Source organism: Methanosarcina sp. UBA289, from assembly GCA_002496565.1.
Taxonomy (GTDB): domain Archaea; phylum Halobacteriota; class Methanosarcinia; order Methanosarcinales; family Methanosarcinaceae; genus Methanosarcina.
Window position 1 is genome coordinate 572 of the sequence record DAKJ01000026.1, and the last position, 18,626, is coordinate 19,197.

Annotated in this window: 14 protein-coding genes; 6 read left to right on the plus strand and 8 right to left on the minus strand. The window is 40.0% G+C overall.

Annotated features, from left to right (window positions below):
* The first annotated feature begins 888 nt into the window (after nucleotides 1-888).
* The gene (locus BP549_RS14300; RefSeq protein WP_292381737.1) at nucleotides 889-2,802 is read left to right on the plus strand and encodes a right-handed parallel beta-helix repeat-containing protein; all 1,914 of its coding nucleotides are present in this window, start codon (nucleotides 889-891) and stop codon (nucleotides 2,800-2,802) included.
* A gap of 254 nt (nucleotides 2,803-3,056) precedes the next feature.
* On the opposite strand, the gene BP549_RS14305 is transcribed toward BP549_RS14300, so the two are convergent.
* Together BP549_RS14305 and BP549_RS14310 are read right to left on the minus strand one after the other, a co-directional pair.
* Nucleotides 3,057-5,396, minus strand: coding sequence for an ATP-dependent DNA helicase (locus BP549_RS14305; protein ID WP_292381739.1), 2,340 nt, complete (start codon nucleotides 5,394-5,396; stop codon nucleotides 3,057-3,059).
* A 363-nt stretch (nucleotides 5,397-5,759) separates the two neighbouring features.
* Nucleotides 5,760-6,110: a winged helix-turn-helix transcriptional regulator gene (locus BP549_RS14310; protein ID WP_292373838.1), complete on the minus strand. Its 351-nt coding sequence runs from the start codon at nucleotides 6,108-6,110 to the stop codon at nucleotides 5,760-5,762.
* Nucleotides 6,111-6,365: 255 nt separating this feature from the next.
* On the opposite strand from BP549_RS14310, the gene BP549_RS14315 reads away from it, so the two are divergent.
* The 4 genes from BP549_RS14315 to BP549_RS14330 all read left to right on the plus strand — a co-directional run bounded on the left by BP549_RS14315 (nucleotide 6,366) and on the right by BP549_RS14330 (nucleotide 8,829).
* On the plus strand, nucleotides 6,366-6,923 hold the full coding sequence (locus tag BP549_RS14315; protein ID WP_292373839.1) for a flavodoxin family protein: 558 nt from the start codon (nucleotides 6,366-6,368) through the stop codon (nucleotides 6,921-6,923).
* Nucleotides 6,924-7,119: 196 nt separating this feature from the next.
* Complete coding sequence (locus tag BP549_RS14320) at nucleotides 7,120-7,665, plus strand: nitroreductase family protein (protein WP_292381741.1); 546 nt, start codon at nucleotides 7,120-7,122, stop codon at nucleotides 7,663-7,665.
* Nucleotides 7,666-7,736: 71 nt separating this feature from the next.
* Complete coding sequence (locus BP549_RS14325) at nucleotides 7,737-8,027, plus strand: putative quinol monooxygenase (protein WP_292381744.1); 291 nt, start codon at nucleotides 7,737-7,739, stop codon at nucleotides 8,025-8,027.
* A gap of 226 nt (nucleotides 8,028-8,253) precedes the next feature.
* Nucleotides 8,254-8,829 carry a flavodoxin family protein gene (locus tag BP549_RS14330; RefSeq protein ID WP_292381746.1) on the plus strand — a complete coding sequence of 192 codons (576 nt, stop codon included), beginning with the start codon at nucleotides 8,254-8,256 and terminating at the stop codon, nucleotides 8,827-8,829.
* Nucleotides 8,830-8,874: 45 nt separating this feature from the next.
* On the opposite strand, the gene fdhD is transcribed toward BP549_RS14330, so the two are convergent.
* The 4 genes from fdhD to BP549_RS14350 form a co-directional block, all read right to left on the minus strand.
* Nucleotides 8,875-9,621: a formate dehydrogenase accessory sulfurtransferase FdhD gene (fdhD, locus tag BP549_RS14335; RefSeq protein ID WP_292381748.1), complete on the minus strand. Its 747-nt coding sequence runs from the start codon at nucleotides 9,619-9,621 to the stop codon at nucleotides 8,875-8,877.
* A gap of 68 nt (nucleotides 9,622-9,689) precedes the next feature.
* Nucleotides 9,690-11,201, minus strand: coding sequence for a DUF7289 family protein (locus BP549_RS14340; protein ID WP_292381752.1), 1,512 nt, complete (start codon nucleotides 11,199-11,201; stop codon nucleotides 9,690-9,692).
* A gap of 65 nt (nucleotides 11,202-11,266) precedes the next feature.
* Complete coding sequence (locus BP549_RS14345) at nucleotides 11,267-12,319, minus strand: hypothetical protein (protein ID WP_292381755.1); 1,053 nt, start codon at nucleotides 12,317-12,319, stop codon at nucleotides 11,267-11,269.
* Between the two features lie 41 nt (nucleotides 12,320-12,360).
* Entirely contained in the window at nucleotides 12,361-13,434 is a 1,074-nt protein-coding gene (locus BP549_RS14350) for a type IV pilin N-terminal domain-containing protein (RefSeq protein ID WP_292381758.1), read from the minus strand.
* A gap of 298 nt (nucleotides 13,435-13,732) precedes the next feature.
* Here BP549_RS14350 and BP549_RS14355 point away from each other — a divergent pair, with 298 nt between their 5' ends.
* The gene (locus tag BP549_RS14355; protein ID WP_292381760.1) at nucleotides 13,733-14,212 is read left to right on the plus strand and encodes a type IV pilin N-terminal domain-containing protein; all 480 of its coding nucleotides are present in this window, start codon (nucleotides 13,733-13,735) and stop codon (nucleotides 14,210-14,212) included.
* A gap of 537 nt (nucleotides 14,213-14,749) precedes the next feature.
* Here BP549_RS14355 and BP549_RS14360 read toward each other — a convergent pair.
* Entirely contained in the window at nucleotides 14,750-16,732 is a 1,983-nt protein-coding gene (locus BP549_RS14360) for a type II secretion system F family protein (RefSeq protein WP_292381765.1), read from the minus strand.
* Between the two features lie 166 nt (nucleotides 16,733-16,898).
* Nucleotides 16,899-18,575 (minus strand): type II/IV secretion system ATPase subunit, encoded by a 1,677-nt coding sequence (locus BP549_RS14365; RefSeq protein WP_292381768.1) that lies wholly within the window; start codon nucleotides 18,573-18,575, stop codon nucleotides 16,899-16,901.
* Nucleotides 18,576-18,626 lie beyond the last annotated feature (51 nt).

The following is an 18,626-nucleotide window of genomic DNA, read 5'->3' on the forward strand; positions in this document are numbered from 1 at the left end:
TAAAGCAAACTACATAAAAGTGATAAAGATCTGAACGCGCTATGAAAGTAAGTTTTACTGACTAAATAGAAGGTTCATCTAATTGTCTGAAAAGTGAACTACTCAGAAAACGAACAAAAAAGAGACTATTCAGTTTTGGAATAAAGAATATCAATAGCCATCTTTTATAGCATTCAAGGGATAAATATTATTCAACCAGTTTCCGTTAATCGTTGGCTATTGATTGCTTTTTTTATTTTTGTTTATTAATTAGTAATCACATATCTGTGATGTCAAAATCAAACTCTATCAACTGATTTTGAGTAAGTGAAGTGGTTACAAAAAAATAGAAAGATTACAATGAGAACAGAGGAATAAAAAATAGATATCAGGTTTTTATGCAGGAAAACAGTTGATAAATATTTTATTAATCCATCTTAATATTTAGATTCAGTTTCTTTTTACAGATTTCTTCTTACTCCCAAATTCGAGGATACATTGAAATTAACACATATTTTGGGATTAATTTACTGTTTATTTTAGAAATCAATTTATAGTTGTCAAATAAAAATACAATAATTAAACAAAATAATGCTTAATTGAGGTAGATAGACAGAAATACTACCTTAAAGTGAAATTAAAAACAAATAATTAGTTAGCATCTACTTTTTAAAAATAAATGGTATAAAATAGGAATGCTTATATTAATTTATATTCGTTTTCTTCAAGTCAAAGTGATTTTTATCTGAAGAATTTTACAATGGATAGATTAATTCTTTGGATAAGAACAATCCTTGTATCCGTGAATTCAAACGGGCATTCGTTGTAAACAAGTTATTTAGTTACAATAGAAGTCGCCCAAAACTTCTTTTAATTAGCGGAGGAATTAGAATAAAAAAATTAAACCCCTTGTTAGTAGCTTTTTTAATTTTATTATTCATATCCGGCACCGGAGCTGCGGCTGAAATTATAGTTCAGCCAGGAAGTTCAATTCAAAAAGCTGTTAATAGTTCGACTTCAGGCGATATAATAACTATAAAACCCGGAACCTATATTGAAAATATCAACGTAACTAAAGGTAATCTTACAATCAGGTCCGAGTCTGGAAACCCTGATAACACAATAATCAAAGCTAAAAGTTCAGGAGCCAATGTGTTTCTCCTGCAGGGAAGCAATATAAAAATAACTGGGCTCAAGATTATGGGGGCAACCCGATCCGGCTATTCAGGAATCTGCTTGTCTTCATGCAGTAACTGCATAATAGAGAACAACAAAATTTTGAGCAACTGTTATGGAATCTATGTTCTGCGTTCCAAAGGGGACACTCTCTCAAAGAATACGGCTACAAATAATAAAGATTATGGGATTGTGCTTGGGACGGCCACAAGCAATACTCTCTCAGGAAATAAGGCTATTAATAACGGTCGTGGGATTCATGTTGGTAGCTCTGACGGCAATACCTTCTCAGGCAATACAATTCAAGGCAGCAGTGTTTATGGGCTTTATGTCTGTCCCAGAAGTGATAGTAATCAGATTTACAACAATTATTTCAATGACACTAACATGACTATTCGAAACGGAATCGGAAACTACTATTACACCACAAAAACCTCAGGTACCAATATTGTAGGCGGCCCGTATATAGGAGGAAACTTCTGGGGAAAACCTGATGGTACCGGATTTTCCAATACTGCAGTAGATAACAATAGAGACGGAATTTCCGATTCTGCGTATAAAAATATAACAAGTAGCATCTATTCTGACAACCTGCCTCTTGTTAATAAATCCGAGAAAATAAAACCGATTGCTGCGTTTTCGGCATTCCCTACATCAGGAAACGCACCTTTGAATGTCACTTTTACTGATAAAAGTACAGGAACCCCTACTGCATGGAAATGGACTTTTGGGGACGGAACAAATTCAACAATAAAGAATCCAAAGCATAAGTATTCAAAAGCAGGAAATTACACAGTGGCACTTACAGTAAGCAATGCTGCAGGTAGTAATACCACAACAAAAACGAACTATATAAAAGTGACAGCAACTACGATAAAACCAGTTGCAAGCTTCACAAGCAATGTAACATCAGGAAAAGTACCAGTAAACGTTGCTTTTACTGATAAAAGTACAGGAACCCCTACTGCGTGGAAATGGACTTTTGGAGATGGGACAACTTCAACGGCAAAAAATCCTACACATAAATATTCAAAAGCAGGAAATTACACAGTAGCACTTACGGTAAGCAATGCTGCAGGTAGTAATACCATAACAAAAACGAACTATATAAAAGTGTCAGGAACCTCTTCGCAGACCCCTGTTGCTGCGTTTTCGGCGTCCCCAACTTCTGGAAATACACCCTTGAATGTGACCTTTACTGACAGCAGTACAGGTTCGCCAACAACATGGAGCTGGAATTTTGGAGACGGGACCAGTGCAACAGTCAAGAACCCTGTACACACTTATTCGACAGCCGGAAGTTACAGTGTAACGCTTAAAGTAGGCAATTCTGCAGGCAATAATACGACAACGAAATCCAGTTACATAAAAGTGACAGCAAAAAATACAACGAATGCAACAATACCTGTTGTAAGCTTCTGGGGTTCACGAACTTCTGGAACAGCTCCTCTTACTATCACTTTTACCGACGCAAGTACAAACACCCCTACTTCCTGGTACTGGAGTTTTGGAGATGGAACCTATTCAACAGTACAGAGACCTAGGCACACTTATTCAAAAGCCGGAACCTATTCAGTAACACTTAAGGCAAGTAACGCAGCCGGCACCGGTACGAAGACCAGAGCCAATTATATAAAAATAACATAAGTAAAAGTAACACAAATAAAGTAACATAAGTGAAAGTAGCATAAGTAAAAGTAACATAAGTGAAAGTTTCATAAAGCCAGGTGTAAAAACCTGTTAATAAACAATTTAGTGCCTGAAGTTCAAATATGAACGACAGGCGACTCTTCTTTTTATTAAATGACAACACTGGATAACGAAATCGGTTTCCAAATACGTTTAATATATCAATCAGTTTTCCTAAAAAGTTTAAATTTTAGTATTTATCTCGAAGGATCTCAAAGCTTTTCAGCGAGGTTCCCGAAATCCACACGACTTGAAGCCTGGGAACTTGAAGTCTGGGATTCCGACTCATTTTTTGCGAGATTACTCGGCGTGAAGTGTGCAAAAAATTCTTCCACTACACTTCCTACATCCCTTGGTGCAATGTCAATGAACTCTCTCTTTTCTTCAGGCGGGAAATAATCAAAAACCGAAAATTTGCCGAGTTTACGCATCTGGGAGCCCTGGTAGCGAGAATCAAGGAGTATCCTTACTCCATAGTCGTGGGGAGAACGTACTACCCTTCCCATTGCCTGTCTTACCTTCCTGATTGTCGGCACCTGAACTGCAAACTCCCAACCTTCCCCGCAACCGAAAACCGCATCATAGGCAGATTCGACAGCTTTAATTCGATCATTCAGGGCAGGATATCCGACTCCAACTACAATTACTGTCCTGCCCCGGGAATCTCTGAAATCAACGCCTTCACTTAGCGTTCCCCAGAGATAGGTTATAAGTAAGGCTTTTCCTCCCTGCTCTCCTATTTTGAAAAACTCTCTCCGGATTTCCTGGGCTGAAACTCCGGTTTCATCAAGGAAAATAGGAATGGAAAGTTCAGGCTCAAGGAGTTTGGTATAGCGGAGCGCTTCAGCATAGCTCTGGAAGTAAATAATCACGTTCCCGGGTGATGCGACAGTAGCTGCAAGCAGGGCCTCTTTTAAGCTCTCAAGCGTGTCCGGACTGTCCCGGTTTTTTGCAAAAAGGGGAGGGATTGAAACCGCAAGGGTAAGCCTTCTTTCCCTGGGAAATGTCGTGCCGTAGGAAATCTCTTCCACTTCTCTTGAGATACCAAGTGTGGCTTTTATCATTTCAAAAGGCCGGAGTGTAGCCGACATAAGCACTGCCGAGTAAACGGAATCAAGCAAAGGCTGGGTCACGTTTTTAGGAATGCAGGTGAAAAGTTCAATCCTGCCGGTGACCCTATCGCTTTTGAAATCCCTGCGCACGTTCAGGACCGGATAGTAATTTTGTCTGTTGGAAAGTACAAGGTAAGAGGATAAAAAGTCGGCAACATAACGGATCTGGGAACGTTTCGGAACCGCAAGCAGGCCTTTTTTGTAATTATCCGCATAAATTTCTTCCAGCCTTCCTCCGAATTCACCAATTTCCCTCAGTCGGGTCAGTACCTTTTCTTCATCTTCAAAGCCCTCCTTTATCGCTTCTCGCAAAAAGCGAGCTTTCAGGATGTCAAGACGCTCATAAGGATCACTGATCTGAATGTCCTGCCAGTTCTTTCCAAGCCTGTTCCTTTCTCCGAATTTCAACTTTGAGTCATATGTATCCCTAAGAGCGGTCAGAAGGCAGGTAAATAGCCTTTTAGCATATAGTCGGGATGCATAGTCCTGGTCTAGAGGAATACCGCCTCCTAAGCCAGTTCCTTTCCCAAACATAAAGGAATTGTCAGGTTCGGGAGTTTCCCCTACTTCCGAGAGGGCTTTTTCAATAGTCAGTTCCGAGAGCATTATTGAAGAATGCGAACGGGCAGACGCCTCAATATTATGTGCCTCGTCAAAAATCAGGATAATATCTTCAGGGTCGCGTTCGAGCCACTTAAGCAGCATCATGAAAATTTCGGCACTGAGGACATGATGAAAATTGCAAATCAGGAGTTCAGCGTTTTTAAGTTCTTTTTTAAGCAGTTCATACCCGCACATATCCCGGTCTTCGGCATATTCCAGAATTTCTTCCGGGCTCCTTACATCGGAAAAAAGCCAGGTGGAAAATTCGTTACCTTCAAATTTCAAGACTTCATAGAGCTCCGGGCAGGAATTGCTCCTCAAAGCCCGAGATTTTTTCTTAGTTTCTTCGAGTTCTTTTTCAAGCTCCGTTCTCAGAGCGTAAAGGGCAGGGTCTTTTGTCCGCTTGTATTTCTCATAGGCATCTTTGAGCTCTTTTTCTTTTGAAGATACTTCTCGTTCAAGGTCAAGGAGATCATAGGTATTTTCTCCTTTAAGCCTGCATTCCTCATAATCGAGATTTTCAGGGCACATCGAAGTCTTGCCCTTAAAAACGATTGTTTTTATGTCGTTGCCCTGGGAAATCTCTCTTGCTTCATTTATAAACTGAACCATCTGCTGATGGACATTGGTGACTATAATAATGACCTTGTTGAGCTTTTTTCCTACACTCAATGCAGGAGCAAGTGCACTCAAAGTCTTGCCTGTCCCACAAGCCCCCTCAAAAAGCACTATTTTTTCGTTCAGGAGAGCTGAATGGATTTTCTCCATGGCTTCTGCCTGGTTAGGGTAACAACTCTGTTTCGTAAAATACCGCATATATCCGTTCTTTTGAGTCATACGTTTAACCTGGGATCTCTCCAATTTCTGATGTTCTCAGTAATTTCTTACCTGCCGATAATTAATAAATTGGACTTTCAAAAGTTTCAATGTTTCTGAAAATGTTGAAAAAGGAATATTAGTTCCGATTTTTAATTTGCTCAGTGCCAGCATATTATAGTGATTTAGAAATTTCTAATGCCCTTTTAGATATTCTTAATGCCTTAGGATCTTCCTTAATGTTTTAGATCTTCTGGATAAAAGTAAATTCAACACAAAGTTAAATACAGTAAGAGGATTTACTTTTACTTGTTGCGTGGGCGTTGTCTGTGTCTTTATATTGGCTTATCCTCGATGTCACGATCTATTTTTTCTGCCAGGCGATTACTGCTTATCCAGTAAGCATTCTCTTCCGAGATACTCATTTCCCCATTTGGAGAGAGCATCCAGAACCGGAAGAACGGTCTTTCCGAATTCAGTCAGTGAGTATTCAACTTTAGGAGGGATTTCAGGATAAACTTCCCTGAGAATAAGTCCATCTTCTTCGAGTTCTCTGAGCTGTTTCGTAAGCATTTTGGGTGAAATACCCTGCATGCTTTGCTGGAGTCCTGAAAAACGCAGTTTTTCTGTCCTCAACTGCCAGAGAATAATAGGCTTCCATTTGCCTCCAATTACCTCCAGGGTTGCTTCCACAGGACACTGGCAATGTTTGTTATTCCGTACCTCACTTACCATATGCTCACATAGTATCCATTTTGTTAGTTAGTATCCGGATTGCGTGTATAGTATATAAGTATAGTTACTGCAAATCAGATATCAATAAATACGTTTTCTTAAAGAAAGAAAAATCTGGCATAAATTAAAAAACTGATACGGTATAGATTCAAAGAAACGAAACTAAGGTTAGTACCTGGATTAAGGTTAGAACTAAATTCAGGTTAGGCCCAGATTGAGTTCAGACCGAGTTTAAAGAACAAGAGGATGAATAGAATGAAAGTTATAGGTATTGTAGGAAGCCCCCGAAAGAACGGAAATACGAATATTCTTGTCCAGCAGGTCCTGGAAGGCGCAGCAGAAGCAGGTGCCGAAACCCGGGCATTTATTCTCAACGAGATGAACTACAAAGGCTGCCAGGGCTGCGAATACTGCAAGAGCCATGACAAATGCAACCTTGAAGACGACCTTACGGAAGTATTCGATGAGCTTGCGTCAGCAGATGGAATTGTTTTAGGTTCTCCTATTTACTTTGGCCAGTTTACAGGCCAGATGAGGCTTTTCCTTGACCGCTGCTACTCCCTTATAAATGCAGATTTCTCTCCCCGTCTTCCTGCAGGAAAAAAAGCCGTGGTTATAGAAACTCAGGGAGATCTTAATCCTGAAACTTTTAAAAATGTATGTGAGGAATTCGCAGGGCAGATATCCGGCGTCATGCATGCAGAAGTAAAGGATATCCTTGTAGGAGTTGGCTATCACTTACCGGGAGAGGTTAAGGATAATATAGAGCTTATGGAAAAAGCGAAAAATGCGGGCCTTAACCTCTTCAAATAAAGAGATATAAAAGAAAACAAAACCGGAAAAAAAACGAAGCAGAAAAGAAAAATAAAACAAAACCTAGGAATAAACCAAATAGTGAAAGGAAAATAAAAAAAGAAATAAAAACAAAATGGGATATGAAACAAAAAACGGGAAATAGGATAGGGCGGGAGAAAACTGAAGTGAGACTTTCTCGCCCAGATATTTCAGAATGAATAGAAGGGGTCTCGACATGGAAACTCTTGAAGCAATACACACTCGCCGAAGCATTAGAAAATATACTGACAGACCAGTTCCGAGGGAGCTTGTTACTGAACTACTCAGAGCTGCAATGAGTGCTCCGTCTGCGGTCAATGCCCAGCCCTGGTTTTTCATTGTTGTTGATGACAGGAAGCTACTTGACGAAGTTCCCACGTTCAGCCCCTATGCAGGAATGTGCAGAGAAGCTCCTCTTGCAATTCTTGTCTGTGGAGATACAACGCTTGAAAAAGCTCCCGGATACTGGGTTCAGGACTGCTCGGCAGCTACTCAGAACCTTCTACTTGCAGCTCACGATGCCGGACTTGGGGCAGTCTGGACCGGGATTTATCCGAGGGGGGACCGGGTTGAAGGTTTTCGGAAAGCCTTTGGACTGCCTGAACATGTAATTCCTCTGGCCTTTGTACCAGTTGGTTATCCTGACCAGAAACCAGGCCCTCAGGAGAGGTTTGATAAAGCGAAAATTTACCACAACATGTACGGCCAGAGAAGAGAATGAAACCACAGCAAAGAAAAATAGATAAAGTGTGGAGTTCAGAAATATAATTTTTGCTAAGAGCTGGTGATTAATTGACATTACGAGTAGTTGCAAAAAATTATGTCAAGCCTGAAAAGGTTCAGGAATTCCTGGGACTGTGCAAAAGCCTTGTTGAATTATCATTAAAGGATGAAGGCTGCATAGATTATGGGCTTTATCAGGAGTTGGAGAATTCAGGGACTCTGACATTCTTAGAAGAGTGGAAAGATGAAAAAAGCCTGGATCAACATTTAAACTCCAATCATTTTAAAGAAATATTTCCTTTGCTTTCAGAGTATCTTGAAAAAGAGACTGAAATCAATGTGTACAGGAAAACACTTTGATTTGTCTGTCTGCGGCTTATATAGCTGCAATGAGCCTAACTATGATTTGTCTAGCTACGATTTATCTAATTGAAATTTATTCAGGAATAATTTGTTCAGATGTGACTTATCCTGGGGTATTTTATCTATTTCATTTTTAAAATCCTATTCTCGAACACTTTTTGGAAAAGCAGTATAAAATTCGGTGCAATAGAGAAAAAAGATCATCCACTGGGGGAATAAAGAAATGAAAGTTGTCGCGTTTAACGGAAGCCCGAGGAAGGAAGGGAACACGGCTGCCCTTATAAAGCATGTATTTACAGAACTTGAAAAGGAAGGAATAGAAACTGAAATTGTCCAGGTTGGCGGAAAGAGCATCCACGGCTGCACAGCCTGCGGGAAATGCTATGAAAATGCAGACAAAAAATGCGTAATTGACAAAGATATCGCCAATGAATGCATTGAAAAGATGCTTGAAGCCGATGGCATAATTCTAGCTTCGCCTACTTATTTTGCAGACCTGACTCCTGAACTCAAAGCTCTTATAGATAGGGCAGGTTTTGTTTCCGGTGCCAATGGCGGACTGTTTAAGCGAAAAGTTGGAGCAGCGGTTGTTGCAGTAAGGAGAGCTGGATCAGTTCACGTTTTTGACTCCATCAACCATTTCTTTACAATCTCCCAGATGATAATCCCGGGATCAAGCTACTGGAACATGGGAATAGGGCTTGCGGAAGGAGATGTTGAAAAAGACGAAGAGGGTATTCAAACCATGCAGGTTCTGGGCCAGAATATGGCATGGCTTTTGAAGAAGCTAAATGTGTGAATCATAGCCAGTTGTCCAAATCCCACAAGCCTTTTCTCAAAAGGTTTATGTTTTGACTCGCCATTCGTTGGCGAAGATGAGCATGGATTCTTTTCTGAGCTGTCCTATGAGGCAGATATTTGCTTTTTTTGCGGCCTCAACGCCTGAGTCGAAAGGCATGGCTTTGGTGGCGATCAGGGGGATTCCTGCCCGAGCAGCTTTTGTGACCATATACGCTGGCTGCCTGCCTGTAGAGAGCAGATAATGTTGTGAGAGGTCAAGGCCTTTGAGATAAGCGGCTCCTACGGCTTTGTCTACGGCATTGTGCCGGCCAACGTCGACAATCTGGACTACGAGTTTTCCGTTTTTATCTATCAGAGCTGCGAGATGTGTTCCTCTGGTAAGTTTGTATGTATCGGATTCAAGGTAGCTTATTCCTGCAAAGACGGTTTGCGGGTCGAAAACCGAATCCGAATCGACAAAGATTTCGCTACCGATCTTTTTATCTTTTTTGGCTTCTCCGGTGGTTTCGGTACTGGGGGCCTGTTTACCCTTTCGGGTCTGGACATGAACCTCGCTGCCTTCGGTCTCAACGTTTTCAATTTCCCTGAAGCTGACAACGCCTTCTGTGATCAGATGGCCGACTGCAAGCTCTTTTAGTTCGTATGGAGAGGAAAAAAGTGTCGTAAAGAGCTTTCCGTCAAGAAAAAGTTTAACAGGGCATTCCCTTGCGAGTAAAACTCTAATATCTTCGGTTCTGCCGTCTGAATGAATTCTTTTCGCATAGTAGGTAGTAGTATATTTTTCGGGCATATGGATCTATTTTCTCGCTTTTTCAGTGTATGGCGAACATATGTACCCATATGCCTTTTTCTTTTCCGTCAGTTAAGGCGGACTGCAAGGTAGTCGAGATGGAAGGTACCCTTTAGATTATTACCTTCAACTTTTAAGTTAAATATAAGGTCTGAGGGCGAAGTTGTTGATACCGAAATTGGACTACTACTATACAGCTTCCAGTTACCAGCAGGTAGCTGGGTTATCGAAGGAATCCTTTGCCCTGAAAGCGACATTTCCATTGTTGGCTCTTTATATTTTTTAGGATCGTCGTTATCGTACTTATAAATCATAAGAATTGTTGCTTGCTTTGGACTAACATCAAAAGCATCATAATTATTAAATCTGAATATAAACTCAATATTGTCCTTATTATTTAGAGGATCTGAAAACTCATTTTGGGGGCTATAAGAAATTAACTCTACACCTGGAGAATTTCCTGATGGTAATGGAAACTTTGAAGGATCATAGTCTTTAAAAATTGAAGGATCAGGAGACGTAGATAATGCTATTCCGTTATGTGTTCCAGTAAATGTGTCAAAACAATACCATTGTTTCAGCTTCATTACATTTCTAATCAAATTATAATCGAAATTATTTTCTGTCCCAAGCCCGGCACCGATAGTGGCTTTACTTACATAGAGCCCTTCAAGGGTCTTGTCGCCGTTAGGGAGGAAAGAGAAGCGAACGTGGCCAGAGCCTTGAAGGTATTGAACAGTGTAATCTTTCCCGTATTTGAGTCCTTTATCTTGTGCAATTTCATTGAAGTACGCAATCCAGGCATCGGGGTATTTTGTGGCAATTGTCAGGTCAAAGGCGTTGATACTTGAGCCAGTGCTATCATATACAGGCTCTGTTTTATATCCTGTTAATTGAAGCGGAATGATAGTATTTGAGGAGGTAGAATCTCGCTTGCCTGAAAGTTGAACTGCCTGAATTATGACTGTGCATTTGCTTTTGTCAGTTTCATCTTCTTCTATAGTGATTGCAGGCGGCTGTCTCATAACAGAATTTTCACCGTTTGCAAGAATTAAGGCTCCATTTTCATACCTGAAAATCTGGTTTGGATACTGCCTGTTTTCAGGATAGCAGGTGATCCCTCCACACTCAAGAGTAAAGTTATTAGGTTCTATTTTTTGGGAGAGGCTGCGTGGTATTACTGTCATTGCATACCTCTCGGTATTCACACCGAGTTTTCCATTCGATTTTGAAGGTTCTAAAAAAGGAATTTCGCCTCCTCCCATATTAACTGGTTCAGTTATCGAAATGCTACGAATCAAATAATTATTTAACCCCATTAACCTGCAAAGCGTATCTATATTTGTTTTCGCTCCCACCATATCGTTCCATGTTTCATGCATATAGTTCATTTCGGCATCGTTTTTCCACTCTGGAACATATTCAATCTTGACTACTGAAATTATTGTAAATGCAAGAGCTAAGAGCAATACTGCTGCGATAACTGTTGCAGCAGCGGATTCAGACTTTGAAATAGAGGAAAGTATGCCGTCTTTCCTGCCTTCTGTCTCTTTCCTTATTATAACGGTTTTCAGGAGCATTTTCCAGACCCTTGAGAGTAGGATTTTTATTTCCTTAGTCTATCTGGTTTTATCTTCAATTCAGTTCAGACTAAGCCAATTCCGGGTTCAGCCTTGATCACTGTTTCGCTTATATACATCCTTTTAATGATATCGGGATTGGCATTACTTCCACCACTTCCTTTTTCTTTGCTTGTAGCTGGTGCCACAGTAAAGGTAAAACGCACATTGTTGCCAGTCAACCTTTCAATTTTGTATTTTTCCGAGCTTATTTTTGCATCTGCCATTGCTTTATTAAGATAATGTATCCAGGCTTCGGGATAGTTTGAAGTAATTATCATTATAAATTTATCTACACTTACTGGTTCATTTTTCTTATCATCCAAATTATCTTTCTCACTATCATAAAGGGAGATGTAGTTGATTCCTGTAAGACGGAGGGAGCACTCACTATTTGAGGAAATGATTTCTGGAAGATCTTTGGGGTTCTGATGGAAACTTACCGCGTTTATCAAAATGTTATATTCGTTATGCCCGTTGGTTGGTATGGTGGAGAAACGGATAGAAGGATAGAGCATCATGACTGACTGATCTTCTTGGTCAAGGATTAAGGCGCCGTTTTCATAACTGAAAACTTGATCCACATAATGACCATTTTGAGAAGTGTAAGTAACGGTGCCACAATCGACTGATTTGACTTTAGGCGTAGTGTCAGGGTTTATAATTATGCTCATTACGCATTTACCTTTGTTCACAGCGAGAGTCCCACTGGACTTCATTGAGGCTATAAATGGAATGTCACTACCACCCATATGAAAAGACACACTCGTTACTAAATCGGAGGCTGTACAATTCGAATACAAGGAATTAATTGGGGTACAATTAGAGCTTGAAGCTAGGACAATTGACATCACATCTACTCTTGACTTAAGTTCTGCCATGTCCTTCCATACATCATCCATATGAGAGTATTCTGCATCGTTTTTCCACTCCGGGACACAGTCTACCCATGCGATAGTGAGTACCGAAAATATGATTCCCAGCAACATTACTGCCCCAATAACAGTTGCTGTTCCAGATTCGGAATAGAATAGAAGTGTTTTTTCTAATCTGGCACTTTTTTGTTTGTTTTTTTTCATTTATTCTCAAACCCCTTGGCTCTAACTCCTTATTCGAGTCATCACTCCACATGAATTGCAATAAAGTCAACCCAGCCAAATTTGTTGTTACTGTCTGCATTTCCATATGCTGAAAACCTGACTTGTAGATTTCTAAGTTCTTCGAATGTGTTTACCTGGTCTATAATATCGAAGACAGGTAATTCCTCATCGGTTTCGGTAATGGTTTTATATTTCTCCAAATTAATATCAGAAGGAACAATGTTAACCCACGTATCTGGGTTTTTATCGTTAATTTCAAGCGTTAATTGTTGCTGGCTGTTATCATGTACTGTATATACTATTTTTAACTCAACTTTTGTTAACGAATCTTTAAGATTCAGTCCATATTGATCTATGCCAAAAGTGAAAGTTTCACGAGACCATTGGTCTTTATACATCTTGCAATCTGTCATAACGTTATCATTGATGCCGTCAACCAGCTCTGTGGGGAGCCATTCATCTGTAGAACTGTCATATACACTTCCATAAGGATGTGGAGTAATCCAGTAAGGAAAATTACTTTCCCTACTTCCTTTCTGAAGTACTGCTTTCTGGATCACCTGCTCGGATGGCGTATCCACAAAGAACATGTCTATGTCGTCAGTACTCTTGAGGTCGAGTTTCTTTGTTGGGTTTTCTGGATCTGGCGTAGTATCAGTATTAATTATAATGCAATCCCCGAGCCTGAAGACATTGTTACTAAAATAAGTCCCATCTGAATTTTTGGATTTGAAAGTGCCATCCGAGTTTTTGACTCTAAGAGTGCCATCCGGATCTTTGACTTGAAAATTAAATCTGTCATACGGAGGAACTACCTGCAGTCCATTGACGTTGAGTACTATCTTGATGGCTGATAGATCAATAGTTTCTCCCCCACTGTGGACGATCTGTATATCATTAGTATCTGTATTAATATTTTCACGCAGATCTGTATTCGGAGTATGTTCCGGCTTCACAGCTCCCCCATCCGAAAATACAGTCACGGCTATGGTAGAAAAAGCTATAACGACTATACTTATCATAAGCAGTTGCCCATATACTTCTGAAACGGCCCGACAGTCCTGGCAAAGCACCCTGCGCTTTTTACCCTCCACGATAAAAATCACCTTCTAAAAATTTAATTGCCAATTTTCTAAACTGTTTTTAATCAAATATTAACCTGACTGTCTTAGAAAATTTATTAAAGTAGAACTGCGAATAAATATCTTGCTGAAATAAATGAGTAAGTTAGTACAAACTATTCTTTAACACATTCAGCAAAAATTTATATACTCATAGAAAATAGGATGGTATAAAACAAAAAATTAAACAATGTTAATTATGTATTTTAGGTGTTAAAAGTATCTGGCAGACTTTCCTGTCCGAATACATTTAACCAGGAGGGAGAAACATATGGATTTCAAGAAATTATTTAGAAAAGATGATAAAGCAGTTTCTCCGGTTATCGGTGTCATTCTGATGGTTGCAATAACCGTCATCCTTGCCGCCGCAATCGGATCTTCTGTTTTCAGTCATGGAGCTGCTCAAGCTGCACCCCAGGCAAGCCTTGATATTAAAAAGGACACTGATAGTGAAGCTGCGAAAATAGCTGTAAGAATAGAACACCTTGGCGGAGATACGATTAACCTAGATAAAGATTCGACAAGAATTATCATATCTGATGGCACTACTACTAAAGATGCTATAGCTGCTACCACTAGTGCTACTTCTACCCTTAGTGTTGGTGATGTCAAGGTATTCACTTTTACGCAGGATCCAGCTCCAACTTCGGGTAGTGCTGATATTGGCATCACAGATGGCAAAACAGCAAATATCAAATTCGTTGATAAAAAATCCGGACAGATTTTCCTTGACAGAAATGTGGCGTTCTAAAAGCGAATTTAAGCACCTTAAATAGGTGCTTTCCTCTTTCTTTGATTTAGCTTCTTTTTTCCGAAATCTTCTAGTTGTCTCTTCAGCATGACTTTTACATAATTACTTTTAACCTTAACTTGCCATACATAAGGAATAACTTCTCCAGAAAATATGTATCTGACTCACGTTTTTACCTTTTTCATTTAAAAATAATATTCGTACCTATTCAGCCTATGTAAAATTAGTCTATTGATATTGATTTCAATGTAATTGATAAAGTGTAAGTACTAACAGTACAAAAAGAAAAAAACATAATCAATCACAACAATTGAAGAAAATAAACTTGGAAATATTTGTCCATTGGATTTTACAAAAGATGGAAAATAATATTGTATTATAGGCTGAAGAGTTACAGTTTTCAAAATAATTTCCCAGACTTTTGTGTTTTCTAAGTATACCTTGATTTCTACAGGTATGATTTTGAGCTATTGCTCTATTCTGGTCGGGCCAAAAAGAAGAGTGAAACTGGGGCTTTCTTAGATAATCTCTACAAATTCAAACAAACAAGGTGAAAGCCACATAAGCTATTATCATCATGCTTACACTGTACTTCAGGCCCAGATATGAAGAACCCTGTCCCATCTTTCCGGCGACAAGTCCGGAAGTAAAAGCCTGTACAAGGGCTGAGTGGAACATGAGCATGGTGTACTCTTCTACGTTAAAATATCCACCGATTCCAGCCATTCCCTGTGAAGAAGTCGAGAACGCAGCCGTTTGCGGGAAGAAGTTTGTAGCCAGGACATAGACTATGAACAGGAAGACAAAAAAGGATACATAGATCGTGACAACGTAGACCACCATTGCTGATGAGCGCTCTACTCTCATGTCTTCGTCATTTCTGACCTGTTTGGAGGTAATAGCAAGTACGTTTTTGAGGTCACTTGTAGACTCATTTGCTTTTACGAGGATGTGAAGGATTCGGCTTGAAGAAGGCGTTCTTATGCTTCCCTCAAGGTTCATAAGGGCTCTTGATGTGGAAGTGCCCCAGGAAATATCTTCCTTTACCTTTTTAAGTTCTTTACTGAGAATTCCCATTTTGGATTCTGCTATTATTTTTAACGAATTTGCAAGCATAATCCCTGATTCATTCATGCTTGAAAGGCTTTTCAAAAAGTCAGGCATCTTCTCATCAATTTTGCGCATCCGCCACGCCTTGATTTCATAAAAGATTATAAATGGAATCAGGGAAACGGCAATGAAGATAATAAAATAATCATCAGCAGCAGTGACCAGCTTTATAGCACTGTCAGTGACATGATCAAAACTTATATTCAGGGGATTAAAGTTAGAATACAGTTTGTGTTTAAGGTTTGTTGGAAGTTGGGTAAGGTAATATAGCCCAAGCGGGATTCCAAAGAAAAATGTGTATCTCGGCTCATTCCGGATAGTCCTGTAAGGATTAAGAATCATGTCTTTGAGTTTGTTAAGTTCTCTGTACAGCCTGTACATTTTTCTCCTTTTCTGCTCCTTCTCTTCACTAAGCCCGGAGTCGAGCTCTGGGATATCAGACAGGTTTATTGTAAAGCTGCGAACGCTGCCTTTTTTCGGATCAATGGAAAGCTCTCCTACGGTATCGAGAAGTACCAGATAAAGCAGGGTTGCAAGAGGTAGTATCACATAAATAAGCATGTAAAGGATCTGGGCTGAAGCCGGCTGGAAAAACTGCATCACAACAATGGTTACCATCACGAAAAGAGGGCCTGCGACCAGCGCGGTCACATAAATCTCGGCAAGTACATCAAGTCTCTGTAACAGGTTTTTGTTCGCCAGCTCGGCCATTCCCTGATATTGCTCGGACTTATTTTTTATGTACTCAGTTATGGCTCCACTACTTGAAACAATAATTAATCCGTCAACAAAATCCTTGAAAATTTCTGAGGGGGTACGGTCTTTGGCAATTTTAAGAGCGCCTATGAAATCTTTTCCCAGATAGTCCATATCTCTTACAACGTAAGAAATTTCTTCCGCAGTTGCTCCAAATATATAGGCATACCTGCTCAAAGACCTAAACACATCATAGATCGACATGCCTCCTTTTGTCAGGGCATACATGTAAGTTATCGCCGGAAGCATGGATTTGTCGATAGCAGCTTGCCGGTTATTTGACTGGAAATAAGGATAAATATATGCTACGAGAAACACAGCAAAAAAACTTACAAGAAATAGTACAAGTCCAGATAGGATCGCAAGAAGATATACATATTCACCTGCAAGGTCGGCGCGTGTAGGATCCACGAAAAGGCTAAGCCGGGAAACTGGATCTCCGAAAGTTTTCAGTCCCAGCCATAAACCGAAGATTCCCGTAGTAATTCCTACAATAACAGAGTACATGAAAGCAGAAGCCAGATACTGATCCACTGACATGGAGATATGGGAATAGCGTATTTTTACCTTTAAGTCTTCAAAATGTGCTTTGTTTCTATAAAAAAAATCCCCATAAAATCGGTATGCCAGTTCATCCAGAATAGTATAAGTCATACTCCCCCTCTTAAGCAACCATATTCCTGTATCATACCACCGCTAGTCTTTTCAATCAACCGTTGCGCCGGTTGATCACAAACCGTTGTGCCGGTTTATCACGCCGTCGTGACATCTTAGATTTAGCAGTAGTTTTCGCTCAAGCCTTTTTTGAAAAGGCTTGCTATTAAGCAGCAATACCCTGTATCATATCTTGCAGGGTATCATTTTCTACAGCATTCATAACCATCTTCGGATGAGTCTGGTATGCCTGGACTACAATGGACACCTGGATGTAGTTCCTTATGCCTTTTTGATACATATAATCCAAAATTTTCCTCCGATTCTCCATCTCATTTCTTAACTGGCTGGAATCCCATCCCCTTACATTCATAATCTCCTGTAGAATGTGAGAATCCCCAACCTTAATGAAGCAGTCCTCTAAAGGTTCCCAGTTAAAAAGCTCATTTATGCCGAGATCTCCGGTTTCAGGGTCGACATTCAAGACTTCCACAAGACTCCGGGTTCTTCTAACTCTTTTTCCTTCTATGTACACCTGCTCCTGAATACAGAGCACATTTAGAGACTGCAGCATGACATGAGGCACGTTTATTGGCTCGTGGGTAAGCCTGTTTACAACAGTCTGTACATCTCCTGCGTGCATTGTTGAGCTTGTTGCATGTCCTGTTGACATTGCCTGGAAAAGAGTAAGAGCTTCACTGCCTCTTACTTCACCCACAATAATATAGTCTGGGCGCTGTCTGAGAGCAGCTCTCAAAAGGTCGTACATGGTAATTTCTCCTGAAGAGTCTGCAGCAAAACCTTCTCTTGCAACCCCGGAAACCCAGTTATTGTGGTAGAGTAAAAGTTCCCTTGTATCCTCAATCGAGACTATCTTGGTTGTAGAAGGCATGAACAGGGATGTAGCATTCAGTATAGACGTTTTTCCTGACGCTGTTCCTCCTGCAAAAAGCATGTTGTAGCCATTTTCGATAGCCATCCAGAAAAATACAAGCATGTCAAGATCGCATGTCTTATAGCCGAGCAGGTCTATAGGAGTCATCGGATCTTTTCTGAATTTACGGATAGTAAAAGAACTACCTCTGGGAGTAATCTCTCTCCCTAAAACCGCCTGAAGTCTTGAGCCGTCCTGGATTGTCGCATCCACTATTGGCTGGCTTACAGAAACGTGTTTATTGTTTAACTGGCACATCTTGATTATAAGGGCATCAAGTTCCTCTTCTTCAAAAGTAATATTACTTTCAATATTGAGATACCTTGTATGATAAATGTAGAGAGGGATTCCAACTCCATCGCATGAAATATCTTCGATATATGAATCATAAAGAAGAGGATTGATTTTCTCATAGCCCAATAAGTTTCTTCTAAGATAGTACATGATTTTTAGAAGCGCAACTTTTGAAATGTCAGCCTTATAACGTTCAAGAAGAAAGAGAGCCCTATCTACCAGAAATGAATCCTTTTCGAATCTGGAAGCTGTAGTGCCCAGAACCAGTATATCTTGAAAATCCTCATAAATTCGTTCAAGAAGCTCCTTCTCAAACTTTGTGAGCGAAGGCTCAATAAGTCTGTAATATGTTGCTCTGCGGTCTTCTAGGATCGACACAAAAGTGTAAGGTTCCTGAAGCCAGTATCTTTCGAGTTCTTTTAACCCATCAGGCACTATAAAATCTACAAGAGGCCCCTCTTTTCCAGGATCATAAGCTGGTAGAGTCCTTATAGGTTTATCTAAGTAGCTTCTAGCCTTTTTTACGACCTCTGCTATGGAGTTATAATCACCTTTTTTCCTCAATAACCCCGAAATAAGCTTATTCTTCGCTAATATTTCCTTTACTTCATCCAAACTCTCGCCTTCAGGTTTTCCTTAGGTCATATAAGAAGAACATCTTATAAA

Excerpts from the sequence above, each read along its gene's own strand:
- BP549_RS14305 (WP_292381739.1), bottom strand. The coding sequence starts at position 5,396 with ATGACTCAAAAGAACGGATATATGCGGTATTTTACGAAACAGAGTTGT.
- BP549_RS14310 (WP_292373838.1), bottom strand. The coding sequence starts at position 6,110 with ATGGTAAGTGAGGTACGGAATAACAAACATTGCCAGTGTCCTGTGGAA.
- BP549_RS14315 (WP_292373839.1), top strand. The coding sequence starts at position 6,366 with ATGAAAGTTATAGGTATTGTAGGAAGCCCCCGAAAGAACGGAAATACG.
- BP549_RS14320 (WP_292381741.1), top strand. The coding sequence starts at position 7,120 with ATGAATAGAAGGGGTCTCGACATGGAAACTCTTGAAGCAATACACACT.
- BP549_RS14330 (WP_292381746.1), top strand. The coding sequence starts at position 8,254 with ATGAAAGTTGTCGCGTTTAACGGAAGCCCGAGGAAGGAAGGGAACACG.
- fdhD (WP_292381748.1), bottom strand. The coding sequence starts at position 9,621 with ATGCCCGAAAAATATACTACTACCTACTATGCGAAAAGAATTCATTCA.
- BP549_RS14340 (WP_292381752.1), bottom strand. The coding sequence starts at position 11,201 with ATGCTCCTGAAAACCGTTATAATAAGGAAAGAGACAGAAGGCAGGAAA.
- BP549_RS14345 (WP_292381755.1), bottom strand. The coding sequence starts at position 12,319 with ATGAAAAAAAACAAACAAAAAAGTGCCAGATTAGAAAAAACACTTCTA.
- BP549_RS14355 (WP_292381760.1), top strand. The coding sequence starts at position 13,733 with ATGGATTTCAAGAAATTATTTAGAAAAGATGATAAAGCAGTTTCTCCG.
- BP549_RS14360 (WP_292381765.1), bottom strand. The coding sequence starts at position 16,732 with ATGACTTATACTATTCTGGATGAACTGGCATACCGATTTTATGGGGAT.